Below are 15,727 nucleotides of genomic sequence, written 5' to 3' on the forward strand. Positions count from 1 at the left end.
CACCGGGATCACCCTGGCACGCGTCGCGGCGGGAAACCCCGCGTGGGCCGCCGGGCGGGTGCCGAACCCTCGCCCGATTCACAGCCGCAAAATCTCGATGAAGCTCAGCAAAATCGCGACAGACGAGCAGGACCGCTACCCGAATCACCCCGCCCCCAGGTGTCCACACGCCCGCACCACCGCGCTCCCCCGGTCGTCCCCAGTCATGGAACGAGGACGCCATGAGACCAGGTCGTACTGAAACTGCCCGCCTCCCGGGAGACGCGCACCCAGACCCGCCGTCCCGGTCACCGAGCGCTATGCCGATGTGCAGCTCAGGTTCACCGCCGACTCCAGCGGATACGGCGCCCAGGTCGCCGAGTTCGAGGTGATCGGGAGCGCCGCCCCGAACCCCGACCTGGTCGTGCACGAGCTGTCCTGGACCCCGGCGTCCCCCGCCGAGACGGACACCGTCACCGTCCGGGCCACCGCGCGCTGCGTGTCAAGCCGGTCCGGGCGGTTGTCCCGCTGCGAGTCGGTGTTCACGGTCCCGCCACGCGTGCTCGAGTGCGGCGAGCATCCGCACACGTGTGCGTTCGAAGTCGGGGTCGACCTCGACGCCGAGGTCATGCCGCAGCGTGACCCTCAGCAAGTACACACCGTCGGACAGCGGATCGCTGAACCACGCCTTCGCGGCGTCGTACGCCTCGCTCGGGCCGGGGCCGCTCGGCAACTGCTTCACGACGGAGTACCCCACTCCGAGCGCCCTGTTGAGCGTCGACGCCACTTCCAGGACGTCCTTCGCCAGGGCCATCTGCGCCTGAGAGTACTGCTCCGCCCAGGCTTCCTTGGCGGCCTCGAGGGCTGCCGGGTCGACGGTCTCACCGCGCTCGGCCGCGCGGACCGCGTCCCGGGCGGCGACCCGGTACGCGCGAGCCGTGGTGTTCAGGCTGGCACAGAGGTCACGCCGGGCTTCCTGCACTCGGTCCTGGCGCTCCTCCGCCCGCTGCCGATCGGCACGCTCGTTCTGCTCCCGGTTGGCACGCCGGCCGAGCACGGCCCCGCCCAGAGTTCCGCCCAGCGTTCCTCCGACGCTGATGAGCGCGACGGCAAGCGTGGTCACGTCCACGAGGTCCCCCACTCGTCCAGTCATCCGCGGCACTTCCCGTGCGGGACGACGATAACGGGGCGAACAACTGCCCCCTACCGGTGGGGCGGCACTGCCTACAGTCACGGTCAGGACCAGGAGGACTCCGTGCACTTGCGCAACGTCACACCGGCCGACGTCGACGCCTACGTCCGGATGCGGTGCGACCCACTCATGATGGCCGAGCTCGGCGGCCCGCTGCCGCGTGACCGCATGCCCGACAAGGTGCGCCGAGACGCCATCGAGGCCGACGTCTCGTGGATCAAGATGATCGTTCCCGGCCCGGACGCTCCCGACGTGGTGGCCGGATCGGTGACCATCTGGTCGCACGAGGCCGACGACGGGCCCGTTTCCGAGATCGGCTGGATGATCCTGCCCCCGTTCCAGGGCCGTGGCCTCGGCAAGCGCGCGGCTCGAACCCTCCTCGAAAGGGCCCGGGACGAAGACCGTTGGGGCATCGTGCACGCGTTCCCGGCAACGAGCAACGGCGCCTCGAACGGCATCTGCCGATCCCTCGGTTTCCGCTTCGTCGCCGAGCAGGACGTCACATTCGCGGACCGCGTCCTACGAACCAACCACTGGTCCATCGACCCACACACCGCCCTGAAACCGACCTGACATCCACAGCCGACACGGCCAGGCACCGTACAGGAACCGCCGGCCGAGCCATACCCCCAGGAGCAGTTGATGAACGACAGCCCGCCCGGTCCAGCACCAGGCACCCTCCATCACGTCGAAATCTGGGTCCCCGACCTCACCCACGCAACAGAAGACTGGGGCTGGCTGCTCGAATCACTCGGCTACTCCCTGTACCAGGAGTGGCCCACTGGAAAAAGCTGGCGCAAAGACCACACGTACCTCGTCTTCGAACAGTCCCCCGCCCTCACCGCCCACCGACACGACCGGCGCGCCCCCGGCCTCAACCATCTCGCCTTCCACGCCGGATCCCGCCGCGACGTCGACGCCCTCGTCGAGAGAGCCACCGGCAACGGCACTTGGCGCCTTCTCTTCCCCGACCGCCACCCGCACGCCGGCGGTCCGGGCACCTACGCCGCCTACCTCGAGAATCGCGACCGCTTCGAGATCGAACTCATCGCACATCCCGCTTCGTGAAGGGAGAAACCGCCGCGCCAACGGGAACAGCCGGACGCCCTCCCGGAAGTTCCACCGCGTCGGCTGTGGCTGAAGTGTCGGGCGTCCGGCCGCGGCGGAGGTGATCCGTTGCCGGGCTGTCGGTCGTGTGGTGTGTGCTTGACCGGGTTGAGTGCTGGAGTCGGGCCGGCAGTGCTGTGGTGCGGTCCCACAGGCGTCGGGCCAGGTCGGCCTCGGACGCCAGCGAGTTGGTGCGCCTCGTCGGCCTGCGCTTCTCGTAGTAAGCACCGGACTCCCAGTCGACGCCGGATCGGCTCTCGGCGAGCCACGGCCCCTTACTCCGGGGGAGGATCGGCAGGGAACGGGTGAAGCGATTCGTGACGATGAACTTCAACACCCAGCTCTCGGACCGGGTTCCGAAGCCCATCGCGACGCTGCCGGGATGGAATGCGGCGGTGGCGATGCCCGCGCAGCACGCCCGGCTCGCCTCCGGTGCCACCGCCTCGCTCGCCGATGCCGTCAAGCGCGCGACCGCGACGGTCGGCCCGCGCGTCCGACGCGCTCCCGCCCCGCGCCGCAGCCGTCGTCGGCAGGGACGTGCGAGCTGTGCGGGCGGCTGTTGTCAGTGCCGGCTGAGAGTATCGGCCGCATGACTCCTTTGCTTCTCACTGACATCGAGCGAGCCGTTCGCAGCAGTTGGGGTGCCGATACGTGCACGCCCGAGTTCCGGCCGCGCTGGCGCGCGGACAACCCGGCACGGGACCAGTGCGGTGTGACGGCCATGGTGCTGAACGACCTCTTGGGAGGGGAGCTGATCCGCGGCGAGGTCCAGGTGGACGGAGTACGCGTGGACTACCACTGGTGGAACCGGCTCGGCATGGGCATCGAGATCGACCTCACCCGGGAGCAGTTCGGGCCGGAGGAGATCGTCACCGGAGGCACCGTCATGCCTCGCCCTCCGCTCGCCGAGTGGCGCAGGCTCCGCGAGGAGTACGAACTCCTCCGGGACCGTGTCATGAAGCACCTCGGGTGAGGGTGCCCCAGGGCGTGTGGGTGGTCATCCGAGGAGTGCCGCGATGGTGATGAGGACGGGGACGGAGAAGAGGGTGGACAGCAGGATGGACTCGCGGGCGAGTTGTTCGGCGACGCGGTAGTGGGACGCGTAGGTGTAGAGGTTCTGGGCGGCGGGGAGCGCCGCGATCACCACGACGGCGAGCAGCGAAGGGCCGTGGAGGTGGAAGACCGTCGCGCCGAGGCTCCAGGCGATGAGGGGCTGGGCCGTGGTCTTGATGACGGCGGACAGCACTATGGCCGGCCGGTTGTCCCCGCGGACCGGCAGACCGCTGCCGCGCAGGGAGATGCCGAAGGCCAGCAGGACGGCCGGGACGGACATATTGCCTATGAGGGTGAGGGGTTCGAGGGCGGGCTGAGGGATGGTCCACCCGGTGGCGGCGACGGTGACGCCCGTCAGCGAGCCGACGGCCATGGGGTTGCGCAGCGGCGTGGTCAGGCGGCGCAGGAGGGGTTCGGGTTCGCCGGGCCGGGTCAGGTCAAGAGCCGTCAGGGCGAGCGGGGTGACGACGATCTGCTGGAAGAGCAGGACGGGTGCGACGAGTGAGGCGTCGCCGAGCACGTAGACGGCGATGGGGATGCCGAGGTTGCCGGCGTTGACGTAGCTGGCGCACAGGGCGCCGATGGTGAGGTGCCCCGCGCCCCAGCGGTTCAGCAGGCCGACGGCCATGAAGAGAGCGGCTGCCGCCACCGTACTGATCGCGGTGATGAGCAGCCGCTCGGAGAGGAGGACGGACAGGTCGGCGCCCGCGAGCGTGGTGAAGAGCAGGCACGGGGTGGCGACGTGGAACGCGAGCCTGGTCAGGACGTGCCGGCCGTCGTCGCCCAGATACCTGCGGCGCCCGATCACATAACCGACGCCGACGACCACGGCGATCACCATGAAACCGGTGAGAACTCCCTGCATGCCCTTCCTCGGTGAGGTGTCCGTTGTGGTGACCCGGGGCCGGCCGGTGATCGGTGATCACGCCGGCCGGCGCCCGGGCCGAGGTCAACATCATCTCCGTTGTGACGGTGCGGGATCGACCGGCCGGTGGCGCAACCGTCGCTGCCGGGCGCCGGATACGGCGGGCAGGTCAGCCGCCGGCTCCGATCGTGGCGGTGTCGACGGCGGCCGGCGGTGGCGGTGTCTTGCCGGGGTGCAGCACGGAGCGGGCCCGTTCGGTGTCGAAGTCGTTCTCCCACCTGCCGATCACGATGGTGGCGACGGCGTTGCCCAGCACGTTGATGAAGACGCGGCCCTCGTTGAGGATGCGGTCGATACCGACGATCAGGGAGAGGGCGGCCAGCGGGATATGGCCGACCGCGGTGACGGTACTGGCGAGCACGATGAACGCGCCGCCGGCGATGCCCGCCGTCCCCTTGCTGGTGAGCATCATGACGCCGACCATCACGAGCTGCTGCTGCCAGGAGAGGTCGATGCCCACGGCCTGGGCCAGGAACAGGGACGCCATCGTGAGATAGACGGCGGAACCGTCCAGGTTGAAGGAGAACCCGGAGGGGATGACTATGCCGACGACCGGCCGTCCGATCCCGAGGGTCTCCAGTTTCCGCACGAGCTGTGGCAGGACGGCCTCGCTGGAACAGGTGCTCAGGGCGACGAGCAGCTCGGCCTTGAGGAACCGCATGAGCGCGAACAGGCTCAGGTGGCAGGCGCGCATGATGGCCCCGAGCACGACCAGGACGTAGACGACGCAGGTCGCCGTGAACAGGATGATGAGGTAGGCGAGTTGTGTGAGGCTCTCGGCTCCGTAGGTGGCGACCACGGTGGCCAGGGCGCCGAACGTGCCCAGCGGCGCCAGCCGCATGACCCAGCCCACGATCCGGAACACCACGTCCGACAGCGCCCGGATGCCGCGGGTCAGCGGAGCGCCGTCCTCGCCTGCCAGGTTCAGTGCGACACCGAAGACGATCGAGACCATGAGCGCGGCCAGGATCGCGTCACCGGTGATCGCGCCCAGCAGCGAGGACGGGATCAGGGAGGAGACGAAGCCGGTGACGGTGGCGTGCTCCTGGGCGGCCTCGGGCACGTCGTCCGCGTTCAGGGCCGAGGGATCGACGTCGAGGCCGCTGCCGGGGTGGAAGATGTTGGCGACCGCCAGGCCGATCAGCATCGACACCAGGGACAGCACCAGGAAGTAGCCGATCGCCTTCACACCGATCCGGCCCGCCTTGCGCAGATTGTCCATGGCGGCGATGCCGGTGGTGACCACGCAGAAGACGACCGGGACCACGATCATCTTGACCAGGGCGATGAACCAGTCGTTGAGCGGCTTGAGTTCCTCGCCGGTCCCGGGCGCGGCGAGGCCGACGGCTATGCCGAGGACCGCGGCCAGGAGGACCTGGAACCACAGCTCGCCTATCAGGCGGTTCAGCCGTGACCGTTGCGGGCGGCCGGCGGCGTCGGTGGTTGTCATCGGTGGTGCTCCCTTGCACGACGATGGTGTGTAGCCCTGTCCCGTGGGTGCCGGGGGCGGGCGCGGCCCGCGTCCCCGGGTGACGTACGTGGCGCACGGATACGACTGCGCCGACGGCGGGCGGCCCACCGGTGCCGCGGGCCGCCCTGCCTGCCGCGGTGCCGGTCAGCTGTGCAGGTCGCGCAGCACCCGGTGGAAGGCGGCCTTGCCCTCGAAGCCGATCCCGGGGATGTCGGTCAGGCCGACCCGGCTCTTCTCGACGACGGCGTCGTCGGCGAAGCCGCCGGTGGGCTGGAACTCGCCCGGGTAGGACTCGTTGCCGCCGAGCTTGAGTGCGGCGGCGATGTGCAGGGAGAACTGGTGTCCGCCGTGCGGGACGCAGCGCCGGGAGGACCAGCCGTGCCGGCGCAGCATGTCCTGGATGCGCAGGTACTCCACCAGTCCGTAGCTGAGTGCCGGGTCGACCTGGATGGTGTCGCGGTCGGGGCGCAGGCCGCCGTAGCGGATCAGATTGCGGGCGTCCTGAAGGGAGAAGAGGTTCTCGCCGGTGGCGATGGGGCCGGTGTAGTGCTCGGCGACCGTGGCGTTGAGGTGGTAGTCGAGCGGGTCGCCGATCTCCTCGTACCAGAACAGGCCGTAGGGCTCGATGGCCCGCCCGTACTCCAGGGCGGTGGCCAGGTCGAAGCGGCCGTTGACGTCGACGGCCAGCCGTGAGCCGTCGCCGCCCAGCACCTCGACGACGGCCTCGATGCGGCGCAGGTCCTCGGCCAGGTCGGCGCCGCCGATCTTCATCTTGACGACGTCGTAGCCCAGGTCGAGGAAGCCGCGCATCTCGTCCTGCAGATCGGTGAGGGTCTTGCCGGGGGCGTAGTAGCCGCCGGCGGCGTAGACGAACACCGAGTCGTCGGGCCGGCCGTCGCCGTGGCGTTCCGACAGGTACCGGTACAGCGGCTTGCCCGCGATCTTGGCTGCCAGGTCGTACAGCGCCATGTCCACCACGCCGACCGCGACGGAGCGCTCGCCGTGGCCGCCGGGCTTCTCGTTGCGCATCATGACGTCCCATGCCCTGGCCGGGTCGAGTGCGCCCTGCTCGTCCAGGAGGCTGCCGGGCTCCGCGTCGAGCAGTCGGGGCAGGATGCGGCGGCGCAGGATCTCGCCGGCGCTGTAGCGGCCGTTGGAGTTGAAGCCGTAGCCGACCACGGGCTTCCCGTCGCGTACGACGTCACTCTCGATCGCGACGATAGAGCAGTCCATGGAGCTGAAGTCGATCCAGGCGTTGCGGATCGAGGAGCTGATCGGGACGGTGCCCTCGTGGACCTTGGTGATCTTCACTGGCCGCCTTTCTCATAACTTATAAGATGCATCGGCTGTTAGGCTGGGGCGAGCAGACAGGAGCTGTCAAGGGGTGCGGGGCGCCCGGGAAGGAACCGCAGGGGGCGATGGCAGGTCCGAACCAGTTCCTCAGCAAGAGCGATCTCGCCTACGCGGAACTCCGCGGCCAGATCCTCTCCGGCAGCCTCGCCGCCGGCTCGCGGCTCGCCCAGTACGACCTCGCCGAGTCGCTCAACATGAGCATCACACCGCTGCGCGAGGCGATCCGGCGCCTCAGCAGCGAGGGGCTGGTCACCGTCGAGACCCACCGCGACGTCCGCGTCTCCGCGATGAACTCCGACGAGGCCCGGCAGCTCTTCGAGGTCCGCCTCTCCCTGGACCCCACCGCGGCCGAACTCGCCGCGGCCCGGCGCACCGACGCGGACATCGCCGCCATGCGGGCCGCGGTCGGCAGCCTGCTCCCCGTGACGCGTCAGTGGGGTGAGGAAGCGCTCACGGCCCACCGGACCTTCCATCAGACCGTGTACCGGGCCTCGCACAACGACGTCCTCATCCGCCTGCTCGACGACCTCTGGGACAAGTCCGACCGCTACCGCCGGCTCGGCCTCGAACTGCCGCCCGGAGACGAGCCGCGCACCCGCGACCTCGAAGAACACCACCGCCTGGTCGAGCTCATCGTGAACCGCGAGGCGGACCGGGCCGCCCGGCTCATGCGCGACCACATCTCCCACAGCCTGACGGCCAGCGCGATCAGCGCACTCGAGGACCGCGAGGGCCGGCAGGACCCGGACGCGTGACGGTACCGGCCGGCGGCCGAAGAAGACCTTCAAGGTGACCGCAGATCCCCGAAACCGCCGAGCCAGACCTCGTCGCAGCCGCACGCGAGAGCGGCAGCCTCACGTGCCGACGCCGATCGACCTGCCCGCCCGGCCCGAGCCGCCCGTCTCCGACGACGGCTCACTGCTCGCGACGGCCGCCGTCCGGCGGATCCGCGCGACGCGTCCGGACCTGATCGTCCGCAACGGCGACATCACCGACCGCGGCTTGCCGCAGGCTCTCGCGCCGGCCCGGCAGGTGCGACGGCTCCCGGCCAACGGGGCGAGGTCGCACCCGGCGTCGGTGGCACCCGGTTCATCCTGCTCGCCAGCTCCCTCGGGACGCTGCGCGGGACGGCGTGGGACCAGCTCCCGATGATGCAGCAGGCCCTCGCCGGCGTCAGGAAGGGCCGGTCGGTGGGCAACGTCATGGTGTTCGGCTCGGCACTGCCGTGTCGCCCCCCGCGCCCGTCAGTTGACCCGTTCGATCCAGTCGCTGCCGCCCAGCGGGTAGTCGTAGCCGGGACGGCCGACGTCCGCGCTGGTACGGAACGGGGTGCCGCCGTTGTCGATGTGGACGGTGCCGCGGCGGCCGCCGCTGGACCAGTCCAGGGTGAGGTCCCAGCGGACGTCGTGCGCCCGGGTGCGGGCGGTGACGTAGAAGACCTCCGGGTCGGACTCGCTGACCTTGTACGGGAAGTCGCGCTGGCCGTTCTTGACGGTGACCGTGGGGCTGCCGTTGTCCAGGTCGATGTCGAACGACTTGGTGCCGACGCCGCCGCCGCAGCCGACCCCCATCGCGTAGTCGTTCCAGGCGAGCGGCGCGCCCTTGGCGACAACGCGTACGTGCAGCGCCTCCAGGACGACGGTGTCCGCGCCGGTGCCCTGGACGGTGAGCGCGACCCGCTGTTCGCCCGAGGAGACCGCACCGTACGCGGCGGCCCAGCGCGGCGCGTCCTGCTCGCTCGCGGGCGGGCCGACCTGCTCGGGTTCGCTGTCGACGAGGAAGTGCTGGCTGCACGGGTCGTCGTAGACGTAGGGGCGGGTGCCGACGGCGAGCGGGGTGGCGCCGCTGCCGGTGCCGCTTCCGCTGCCGCCGGTGGGCCCGGCCGCCGCGCCCTGCTTGCCACTGCCCGGCGAGGCACCGGACCCGGTGGCGGAGGCGGCGGCCGATGCGGACGGTGTGCGGCTCCGCCCGCTCGAGGACGGGGCGGTGGTCGGCTTCTCGGTATCGGCCGTGCCGCTGACCGCGGTCGCGCCGGCCGCGTGTTCGTCCCGCGTGTCGTCCCCGCCTCCGCCCGACAGCGGACGCACGACGAGCACGACGGCTCCCAGTACGGCGGCCGCCGCGGCGGCGGCGATCAGCGCGGTACGACGACGCTGCGTCCGCGCGGGCCCGCGCGCCGCCCCGACGACCACCGGATCACCGGGCTCACCCGGCTGGGCGTCCTCGTCCCGTCCCTCCGATGCCGCGGCGGAGGCGGCCGCTGTTGTTGCCGGTGCTGCCTCCTGGGGCCCCTCCTTCGCCGGGGAGGGATCGGCGGTGGTGCCGCCCGCCGCCGCTCGCGTCGCCGCCGCCTGGTCCGCCCTGCGCCCCCGTGCCGCGTCCGCGAGGATCCAGCGCCGGTGCAGTTCCACGAGTTCCTGCGGCGTCGCCCGGCACACCCGTGCGAGACGTTCCACCGGCGCGTACTCGTTCGGGACCGCGGTGCCGTTGCAGTAGCGGTGCAGCGTCGACGTGCTCATGTGCAGCCGCTTGGCCAGCGCCCCGTAACTCAGTCCCGAGCGGTCCTTGAGCTCCCGCAGCAGCGTCGCGAACTCCTCCGTCTCCCCCACCCCTGCCGCCCCTGACACCCGTTTCTCCCTCTCCCCGCGTCCCCGTTCGAGCGTTCCAGGGGAACTATATTCAGGGCGGGACGAGGCCGGCTGCGCAGTGCCACACGCGGTCTCAGCTGTGCTGCCCGACGGGGATGAAGTTGGCGTATTCCTCGATGCGGCTGATCAGGTTGTCGTCGTCGAACCGGAAGTAGACCGCGGCATGCACCTCGCCGCGCACACCGTTCTTCGTGGCCACGTGCACGACATGCTGCTGGAGGACTTCGCCGGGCCGGGAGAGCTGACGGGTGATGTCGTAGCGCATCGACTCGATGGTGTCGATCTGCCCCCTCATCCCCTCGATGTTCTCCTCGATGCTCTGCTCGCCCTTGCCGTCGTTGTGCCAGACGGTCGTGGTGTCGGCGCACAGGGCGCGGGCGGTGTCCCAGTCGGCCCTCTCCAGTGCGCGGAGGTAGGTGACGGCCTTGTCCTCGAGGTCCTGGGTCATGGTGGTGCTTCTTCCTGTGTGTGCGGGCGGTCGGCAGGGGGCGGGGTGGGTCACTTGTGGCCGGCCGGGCCGTGGATCAGGGCGCGTTCGCCCGCCTCGACGCGCAGGGGCAGATGGTTGCCGGGAGGCGACAGGGGACAGACGAAGACGGCCGGGTTCAGGTGGTGGTGGGAGAGCGTCGCCTGGTTGAAGTCGACCGGCACCGTGCTCCCGGGCTCCAGCAGGGGCAGCACGAGCCAGCGGCCGATCTCGGGTGTCTCGTTGCCGTTGGTCTCGTCCGTGAAGACCACGAGCCGCTGGCCGGGGAAGTCCTGTAGGACGGCCAGCACGTGTGCGGTGCCGTCGATGGTCACGACCAGGTCGACCGGGGCCAGGACGGCCTCGGTGCTGCGCGGTGTGGTCAGCCGCCCCACCTCGATACGGCGGCCCTCGGGAGCTGCCCGGTAGGTGCCTTCGAACACCCAGGACGGGTCGTAGGGAAAGGTGTCGATACCGCTGAGGCCGGAGCGCTCGACGGCCCCGTGGTCCATGACCACCAGGCCGTAGGAGCCGTCGGCGCCACCGGCGAAGCCGACGCGGTCGTCGGGGAACTCCAGCGCGCGGCCGGAGGGCACTTCGGCCGTTCCGTCGACCGTCGTTCCGTCGATCGTCACGCCGTCCGCAGCCGTGGCTGTCACGGTCAGGGCGCCGGCTTCGTCGGTACTCCACTCGCCTGGGACGCCGGGGAGGGTGTGGGGGTCGCGGCCGGTGATCTTCCCCTTGGCGACGACCTTGGCCTTGCCGTTCGCCCCGGCGACCTCTTCCCATCGGCCCGCGCGCCACGCGAGGTACTCGGCGGGCGCACCGTGTGCGGCGCTGCTGTCTGTCGCGGCCTGCCGGCCCGAGGGGGACTGAGGTGCAGTCACAGGAATGCTCCTTTTCCGGGGGCCGCGCGCACCGGGGGCACTGCTCGACCCGGGCAGCGCACGCCCGTAAAGCATCAGAGTTTGCGCGTGAAGCAAGAAGGAGGTGCTGCCGGACGAGCAAGCCGCTTCAAGCAACCTGCTTGGCCGCTGGGTCAGTTACGGCGTGCGGCCCAGACGGAGCGTTCGGTGCGTACCGAGAGATCGTCGCGGCGCAGGATGCTGTGGGGGCTGTCCGTGTCGAGCAGCCGGTCGAGCGCGGCGAGGTCTTCGGCCGAGAGCTCTTCGGCGGCGGCCCCGCGGATGCGCTGCAGGGTGCCGAGGGCGTAGCGGCCGATGGTTTCGCTGCGGGAGCCGTCGATGTTCACGGCGATGGTGCGTTCGCCGTCGAGGGTGAACCCGGCGGCGGTCAGCATCGGCCCCCAGTCGGCGCCGCGATGGGGCACATGTTCCGCGTGGAAGCGGTCGGTCGCGGCGTGGCAGCGGTCTTCCAGGCCGGGCCGGTCAGCCGGGGCGTTCTGGGGCAGGAAGCGGGGGAAACCCGCCAGCTCGACGACGGCGAACAGACCGCCGGGTGCGAGCAGGTCGTGGACGGTGCGCAGGGCGCGGTCGGGGTGGGCCATGTGGTGCATCGAGGCGGAGGCCCAGACCAGGTCCGGCGTGCCGAGGTCGGGCCAGTCGGCGGCGTCGAGGTCGGCCTGCACGGTGTGCACGCGCTCGGCCACGCCCCGGGCGCCCGCCTTCTCCCGCAGCCGCTGAAGATGTCCGGGCGAGGCGTCGACAGCGATGACCTGTGCTTCGGGGAATCGGTCGAGAAGGGCGAAGGTGCCCGTTCCCGTGCCGCAGCCCAGGTCCACGATCCGGCGCGGGCCTGACTCCAGGGGCAGCCATGCGGTGATGGCGGCGAGGTGTTCGGCGAGGACTTCCGCGTCCAGATCGAGGATCTCCACCTGTCCGGCGCCGTCACTGTGCGGGTGGTGGCCGTCGTGGGGGGTGTGCGGGTGTGCGTGGGTCATGCCGTCACGGTACGGCGCATATGCGCGCACAGCACAACGTCTCCCGGAAAACGCAAGATGTTGCCGCGTGGCGGTGCCGGACGCGCAAGCCGCACCCGCGCCGGGCGGCTTGTGCCGTCGCTCTCAGGCGCCCTGGATGTCACCGTCGCCGTTGCCGGTGTCGCGCTGGTGGCCGCGGCGAGCGTCGCGGTCGAAGATGCCCAGGATCTCGCACGGTCCCCCCTCGACACCGATGGCGTGCGGCATCATGGTCGGGAACTCGGCGGCCTGGTTGGTCCGGATGCGGAAGCGCCGGTGGCCCAGCATGAGGACCGCGGTGCCGGACAGCACGACGAGCCATTCCCGGCCCGGGTGGGCACGCATGCGGGCGGGGTTGTCCGGCGGCGGCTCGGTCAGCCGCTGACGCATCACGCTCATGCCGGGTTCGGCCTTTATGGCCCAGCGCAGCCGGCCATGGGTGCCGTCGATCATCGGGCTGGTGACGACGTCGTCGGCGGCGGTCTCCACCAGCTGGTCGAGGGTGGTCTCCAGGGCGCGGGCCAGGGTGACGAGCTGGTCCAGGGCGAGGCGGCGCTGGCCGTTCTCGATGCGGCTCAGCGAGGACTGACTGAGGTTGGCGCGGGTGGCCAGCTCTTCCAGGGACCAGCCCTGCGCGACCCGCAGGGCGCGGATGCGTTTGCGTACGAGGCCGTCCAGCTCTCCAGTTTCTTGCGTCATGAGCAACATTGTATGCCGTGGATGCAAGACGGGGTTAGCGTCGTGTGCACAAGGCCCGGAACGACCGGGGCCACGCACGACGAGAGGAGCGCGACATGTCGGTGCGGACTTCCGCCTACGCGAGCGACCCACTGCCCGCCGGGACCGTGGACGTCGTGGTGATCGGCGGCGGCAGCGCGGGCTTGAACGGTGCGCTGATGCTCGCCCGCTCCCGGCGCACGGTGGTCGTGCTCGACAGCGGCACCCCGCGCAACGCGCCCGCCGAGGCCATGCACGGCTTCATCGTGCTGGACGGCACCCCGCCCGCCGAGCTCTTGGCGCGGGGCCGGGAGCAGGTGCGCCGGTACGGGGGCCGGGTCGTCTTCGGCGAGGTGGCCTCGGCCGAGCCCGCCGCCCCGTCGGCCGACGGTGATCTGCGTTTCCGCGTCACCCTGGCCGACGGCCGGACGGTGACGGCCCGACGGGTGCTGGTGGCCACCGGGCTGCGCGACGTGCTGCCCGACGTCCCGGGTCTCGCTGAGCATTGGGGGCATGGTGTGGTGCACTGCCCGTACTGCCACGGCTGGGAGGTGCGCGACGAGCCCATCGGCGTCCTCGCCACCGGCCCCGGCTCGCTCCACCACGCCCTGCTGTTCCGCCAACTGACCGACGACCTCGTCTACTTCACCCGCGGCACCGAGCTCGACGCCGACACGCGAGCGCGCTTCGCCGCCCGCGCCATCCGCGTCGTCGACACATCGGTGCGGGACGTGGTGAACGGCGAGGACGGCGCTGTCGCGGGCGTCCGCCTGGCCGACGGCACGTTCGTGGCCCGCCGCGTCCTGGCGGTCGCCACGCGGATGCTGGCCCGCACCGAGGGCCTGGACGGCCTGAAACTGCCGATGGAGGACCTGCCCGACGGCATGGGCCGCCGCTTCGCCTCCGGCATGGCCGGCACCACCGAGGTTCCGGGTGTGTGGGTGGCCGGCAACGCCACCGACCTGACCGCCCAGGTCGGTGCCTCCGCCGCGGCCGGCGCGCTGGCCGGATCCCACATCAACGCCCAACTGGCCGTGGCGGACACCGACGCGGCACTTGCCGCCGCCCGGGGCGACACCACCACCGAATGACCTGACGTCCCGGCTTCATCCACTTCGGCGACCGGCCCTGCTCCGGCGCTGACTCCGCATGCCCTTTGTGAGAGGAATCCATGAGTACGAACCAGACTCCCCCGGTGACAGCCGCTGTGGGGAGCGGCGAGGGCGGCGCACCGGACGCGCGACAGCTGCGCTCCATCCTGACCGCCGTGTCCATCGCGCTGATGGCCGTCATCGCGTCGGTGTCCGGACTGAACGTCGCCCAGACCCATATGGCCGTCGAGTTCGGGGCCTCGCAGAACACCATCTTGTGGATCATCAACATCTACACCTTGGCGCTGGCCGCGCTGCTGCTGCCGCTCGGCGCCGTCGGTGACCGCTTGGGCCGCAAGCCCATGCTGATCGCCGGCCTTGGCTTCTTCGGTGCCGCAAGCCTCGCGGCGGCGCTGGCGCCGACGGCCGAGGTGATGCTCGGCGCGCGCGTGGCCGCCGGAATCGGCGCCGCGATGATCATGCCGATCACGTTGGCGGTCATCACCTCCACCTTCCCCGAGGAGCAGCGCGGCAAGGCGATCGGCGTGTGGACCGGCGTCGCCGGAGGCGGTGGCATCCTGGGCATGTTCCTCTCCGCGCTCCTCGTCGACGTCGCGGACTGGCGCTGGCTGTTCGTCCTGCCCGTGGTCCTGGTCGTCGTGGCGCTGGCCATGACGCTGAAGTCGGTTCCCAACTCCCGCGAACGGTCCGTCCACTCCTTCGACACCGTCGGCGCGCTGGTGTCCACCGTCGCCGTGATCGGGCTCATCTTCGTCCTGCAAGAAGGTCCCGAGCGCGGCTGGACCGCGCCCGCGACTCTGCTCAGCCTCGCCGTCGGGCTCGTCGCTGCCATCGGCTTCGTGGCCTGGGAACTGCGTCTCCGGGACGCCTCACTGCTGGACGTGCGTCTGTTCCGCGAGCGCGGCCTGGCCGGCGGCTCCATCACGCTGCTGGTCGTCTTCGGCGTCCAGGCGGGCATCGCCGTGGTCCTCTTCCCCTTCTTCCAGGCCGTCCTCGGCTGGTCGGGACTGCTGTCCACGGTGGCGATGATGCCCATGGCCGTCATGATGATGATGACCTCCGGCCTCGCCCCCAAGCTGGCCACCCGCATCGGCTCCCGCTCGACCATGGCCGTGGGCATTGCGCTGGCCGGCGTCGGACTCGCCCTGATGGCCCTCTTCGTCTCCGTCGACGGCGGCTACCTGACCATCCTGCCCGGCATGCTCGCCATGGGCATCGGCATGGGACTGTCGATGACACCCTCCACCGAGGCCATCACCGGCTCCCTGCCGCGCGAGCAGCAGGGTGTCGCCTCCGCCCTCAACGACGTCACCCGTGAGTTCGGCACCGCCCTCGGAGTCGCCCTGCTCGGCGCGCTGCTGTCCGCCGGCTACCGCGACGCCATCGACGACCGCCTGAGCGGCATCCCCCAGGGGGCCGCGGACACCGCACGCGAAGGCATCGCCAACGCCGTTGAGGTGGCGGGCGGCACGGGCTCGCACGCGCGGGACCTGGTCCACGCCGCCCAGCAGTCCTTCGTCGACGGATGGCAGCAGGCCATGTGGGCGGGCGTCGCCGTCATGGGCGTCCTGTTCGTCTACATCGCCCTGCGCGGACCGAAGAACTCCGCCCCCGTCCCGGCCGACGACACCGAGACCGCCGAGCCCCTCGCTTCCTAATGCTGTCGTCAAGCGGCCGTAGTCACTGGAGGCGCGACTTGATAGCACCGTCGGTCACGGATCAGAGCCCACAGAACGTTGACACGTCGGCGGGCGAGAGCGAGCACGGCCTGGACGTGTTTCTTCCC

15 protein-coding genes are annotated in these 15,727 nt (G+C 70.8%); 6 read left to right on the forward strand and 9 right to left on the reverse strand.

All coding sequences use genetic code 11. The features are described from left to right. Positions 1 to 481 precede the first annotated feature (481 nt). Entirely contained in the window at positions 482 to 1,132 is a 651-nt protein-coding gene (locus CTZ28_RS43955) for a hypothetical protein (protein ID WP_121895378.1), read from the reverse strand. Between the two features lie 102 nt (positions 1,133 to 1,234). Between CTZ28_RS43955 and CTZ28_RS43960 the strand changes: the two genes are divergently transcribed. From CTZ28_RS43960 to CTZ28_RS43970, 3 genes are all read left to right on the forward strand, one after another. After that, positions 1,235 to 1,744 (forward strand): GNAT family N-acetyltransferase, encoded by a 510-nt coding sequence (locus CTZ28_RS43960; RefSeq protein WP_121895379.1) that lies wholly within the window; start codon positions 1,235 to 1,237, stop codon positions 1,742 to 1,744. A gap of 69 nt (positions 1,745 to 1,813) precedes the next feature. Then, entirely contained in the window at positions 1,814 to 2,239 is a 426-nt protein-coding gene (locus CTZ28_RS43965) for a VOC family protein (RefSeq protein ID WP_121895363.1), read from the forward strand. Between the two features lie 628 nt (positions 2,240 to 2,867). Continuing rightward, complete coding sequence (locus CTZ28_RS43970) at positions 2,868 to 3,251, forward strand: YunG family protein (protein WP_121895364.1); 384 nt, start codon at positions 2,868 to 2,870, stop codon at positions 3,249 to 3,251. A gap of 24 nt (positions 3,252 to 3,275) precedes the next feature. Here the strand turns inward: CTZ28_RS43970 and CTZ28_RS43975 are convergent, their stop codons facing one another. From CTZ28_RS43975 to CTZ28_RS43985, 3 genes are all read right to left on the reverse strand, one after another. Then, a complete protein-coding gene (locus CTZ28_RS43975) occupies positions 3,276 to 4,196 on the reverse strand; it encodes an AEC family transporter (protein ID WP_121895365.1) in 921 nt (306 codons plus the stop codon). Positions 4,197 to 4,365: 169 nt separating this feature from the next. Continuing rightward, the gene (locus CTZ28_RS43980; protein WP_121895366.1) at positions 4,366 to 5,706 is read right to left on the reverse strand and encodes a cation:dicarboxylate symporter family transporter; all 1,341 of its coding nucleotides are present in this window, start codon (positions 5,704 to 5,706) and stop codon (positions 4,366 to 4,368) included. A 165-nt stretch (positions 5,707 to 5,871) separates the two neighbouring features. Beyond that, a complete protein-coding gene (locus tag CTZ28_RS43985) occupies positions 5,872 to 7,038 on the reverse strand; it encodes a mandelate racemase/muconate lactonizing enzyme family protein (protein ID WP_121895367.1) in 1,167 nt (388 codons plus the stop codon). A gap of 107 nt (positions 7,039 to 7,145) precedes the next feature. On the opposite strand from CTZ28_RS43985, the gene CTZ28_RS43990 reads away from it, so the two are divergent. Beyond that, positions 7,146 to 7,835, forward strand: a complete 690-nt coding sequence (locus tag CTZ28_RS43990) for a GntR family transcriptional regulator (protein ID WP_121895368.1) — start codon at positions 7,146 to 7,148, stop codon at positions 7,833 to 7,835. Between the two features lie 489 nt (positions 7,836 to 8,324). Here the strand turns inward: CTZ28_RS43990 and CTZ28_RS44000 are convergent, their stop codons facing one another. From CTZ28_RS44000 to CTZ28_RS44020, 5 genes are all read right to left on the reverse strand, one after another. Next, positions 8,325 to 9,707, reverse strand: a complete 1,383-nt coding sequence (locus CTZ28_RS44000; RefSeq protein WP_121895370.1) for a helix-turn-helix domain-containing protein — start codon at positions 9,705 to 9,707, stop codon at positions 8,325 to 8,327. A 94-nt stretch (positions 9,708 to 9,801) separates the two neighbouring features. After that, complete coding sequence (locus CTZ28_RS44005) at positions 9,802 to 10,176, reverse strand: nuclear transport factor 2 family protein (protein WP_121895371.1); 375 nt, start codon at positions 10,174 to 10,176, stop codon at positions 9,802 to 9,804. Between the two features lie 50 nt (positions 10,177 to 10,226). Next, positions 10,227 to 11,081, reverse strand: a complete 855-nt coding sequence (locus CTZ28_RS44010; protein ID WP_121895372.1) for a DUF1684 domain-containing protein — start codon at positions 11,079 to 11,081, stop codon at positions 10,227 to 10,229. A gap of 152 nt (positions 11,082 to 11,233) precedes the next feature. Beyond that, the gene (locus CTZ28_RS44015; protein WP_121895380.1) at positions 11,234 to 12,094 is read right to left on the reverse strand and encodes a class I SAM-dependent methyltransferase; all 861 of its coding nucleotides are present in this window, start codon (positions 12,092 to 12,094) and stop codon (positions 11,234 to 11,236) included. Between the two features lie 123 nt (positions 12,095 to 12,217). Further along, entirely contained in the window at positions 12,218 to 12,811 is a 594-nt protein-coding gene (locus CTZ28_RS44020) for a helix-turn-helix domain-containing protein (protein WP_121895381.1), read from the reverse strand. Between the two features lie 95 nt (positions 12,812 to 12,906). Here CTZ28_RS44020 and CTZ28_RS44025 point away from each other — a divergent pair, with 95 nt between their 5' ends. Then, the gene (locus CTZ28_RS44025) at positions 12,907 to 13,920 is read left to right on the forward strand and encodes an NAD(P)/FAD-dependent oxidoreductase (RefSeq protein WP_121895373.1); all 1,014 of its coding nucleotides are present in this window, start codon (positions 12,907 to 12,909) and stop codon (positions 13,918 to 13,920) included. 80 nt (positions 13,921 to 14,000) lie between these two features. Beyond that, complete coding sequence (locus tag CTZ28_RS44030; RefSeq protein ID WP_121895374.1) at positions 14,001 to 15,599, forward strand: MFS transporter; 1,599 nt, start codon at positions 14,001 to 14,003, stop codon at positions 15,597 to 15,599. Positions 15,600 to 15,727: the final 128 nt, after the last annotated feature.

Origin of the sequence: Streptomyces shenzhenensis (assembly GCF_003688995.1) — a bacterium.
GTDB classification, from domain to species: domain Bacteria; phylum Actinomycetota; class Actinomycetes; order Streptomycetales; family Streptomycetaceae; genus Streptomyces; species Streptomyces shenzhenensis_A.

Coding starts and splice junctions, on each gene's coding strand:
- CTZ28_RS44015 (WP_121895380.1), bottom strand. CDS start 12,094: ATGACCCACGCACACCCGCACACCCCCCACGACGGCCACCACCCGCAC.
- CTZ28_RS43975 (WP_121895365.1), bottom strand. CDS start 4,196: ATGCAGGGAGTTCTCACCGGTTTCATGGTGATCGCCGTGGTCGTCGGC.
- CTZ28_RS43980 (WP_121895366.1), bottom strand. CDS start 5,706: ATGACAACCACCGACGCCGCCGGCCGCCCGCAACGGTCACGGCTGAAC.
- CTZ28_RS44025 (WP_121895373.1), top strand. CDS start 12,907: ATGTCGGTGCGGACTTCCGCCTACGCGAGCGACCCACTGCCCGCCGGG.
- CTZ28_RS43955 (WP_121895378.1), bottom strand. CDS start 1,132: ATGACTGGACGAGTGGGGGACCTCGTGGACGTGACCACGCTTGCCGTC.
- CTZ28_RS43970 (WP_121895364.1), top strand. CDS start 2,868: ATGACTCCTTTGCTTCTCACTGACATCGAGCGAGCCGTTCGCAGCAGT.
- CTZ28_RS43990 (WP_121895368.1), top strand. CDS start 7,146: ATGGCAGGTCCGAACCAGTTCCTCAGCAAGAGCGATCTCGCCTACGCG.
- CTZ28_RS44005 (WP_121895371.1), bottom strand. CDS start 10,176: ATGACCCAGGACCTCGAGGACAAGGCCGTCACCTACCTCCGCGCACTG.
- CTZ28_RS44020 (WP_121895381.1), bottom strand. CDS start 12,811: ATGACGCAAGAAACTGGAGAGCTGGACGGCCTCGTACGCAAACGCATC.
- CTZ28_RS43965 (WP_121895363.1), top strand. CDS start 1,814: ATGAACGACAGCCCGCCCGGTCCAGCACCAGGCACCCTCCATCACGTC.
- CTZ28_RS44030 (WP_121895374.1), top strand. CDS start 14,001: ATGAGTACGAACCAGACTCCCCCGGTGACAGCCGCTGTGGGGAGCGGC.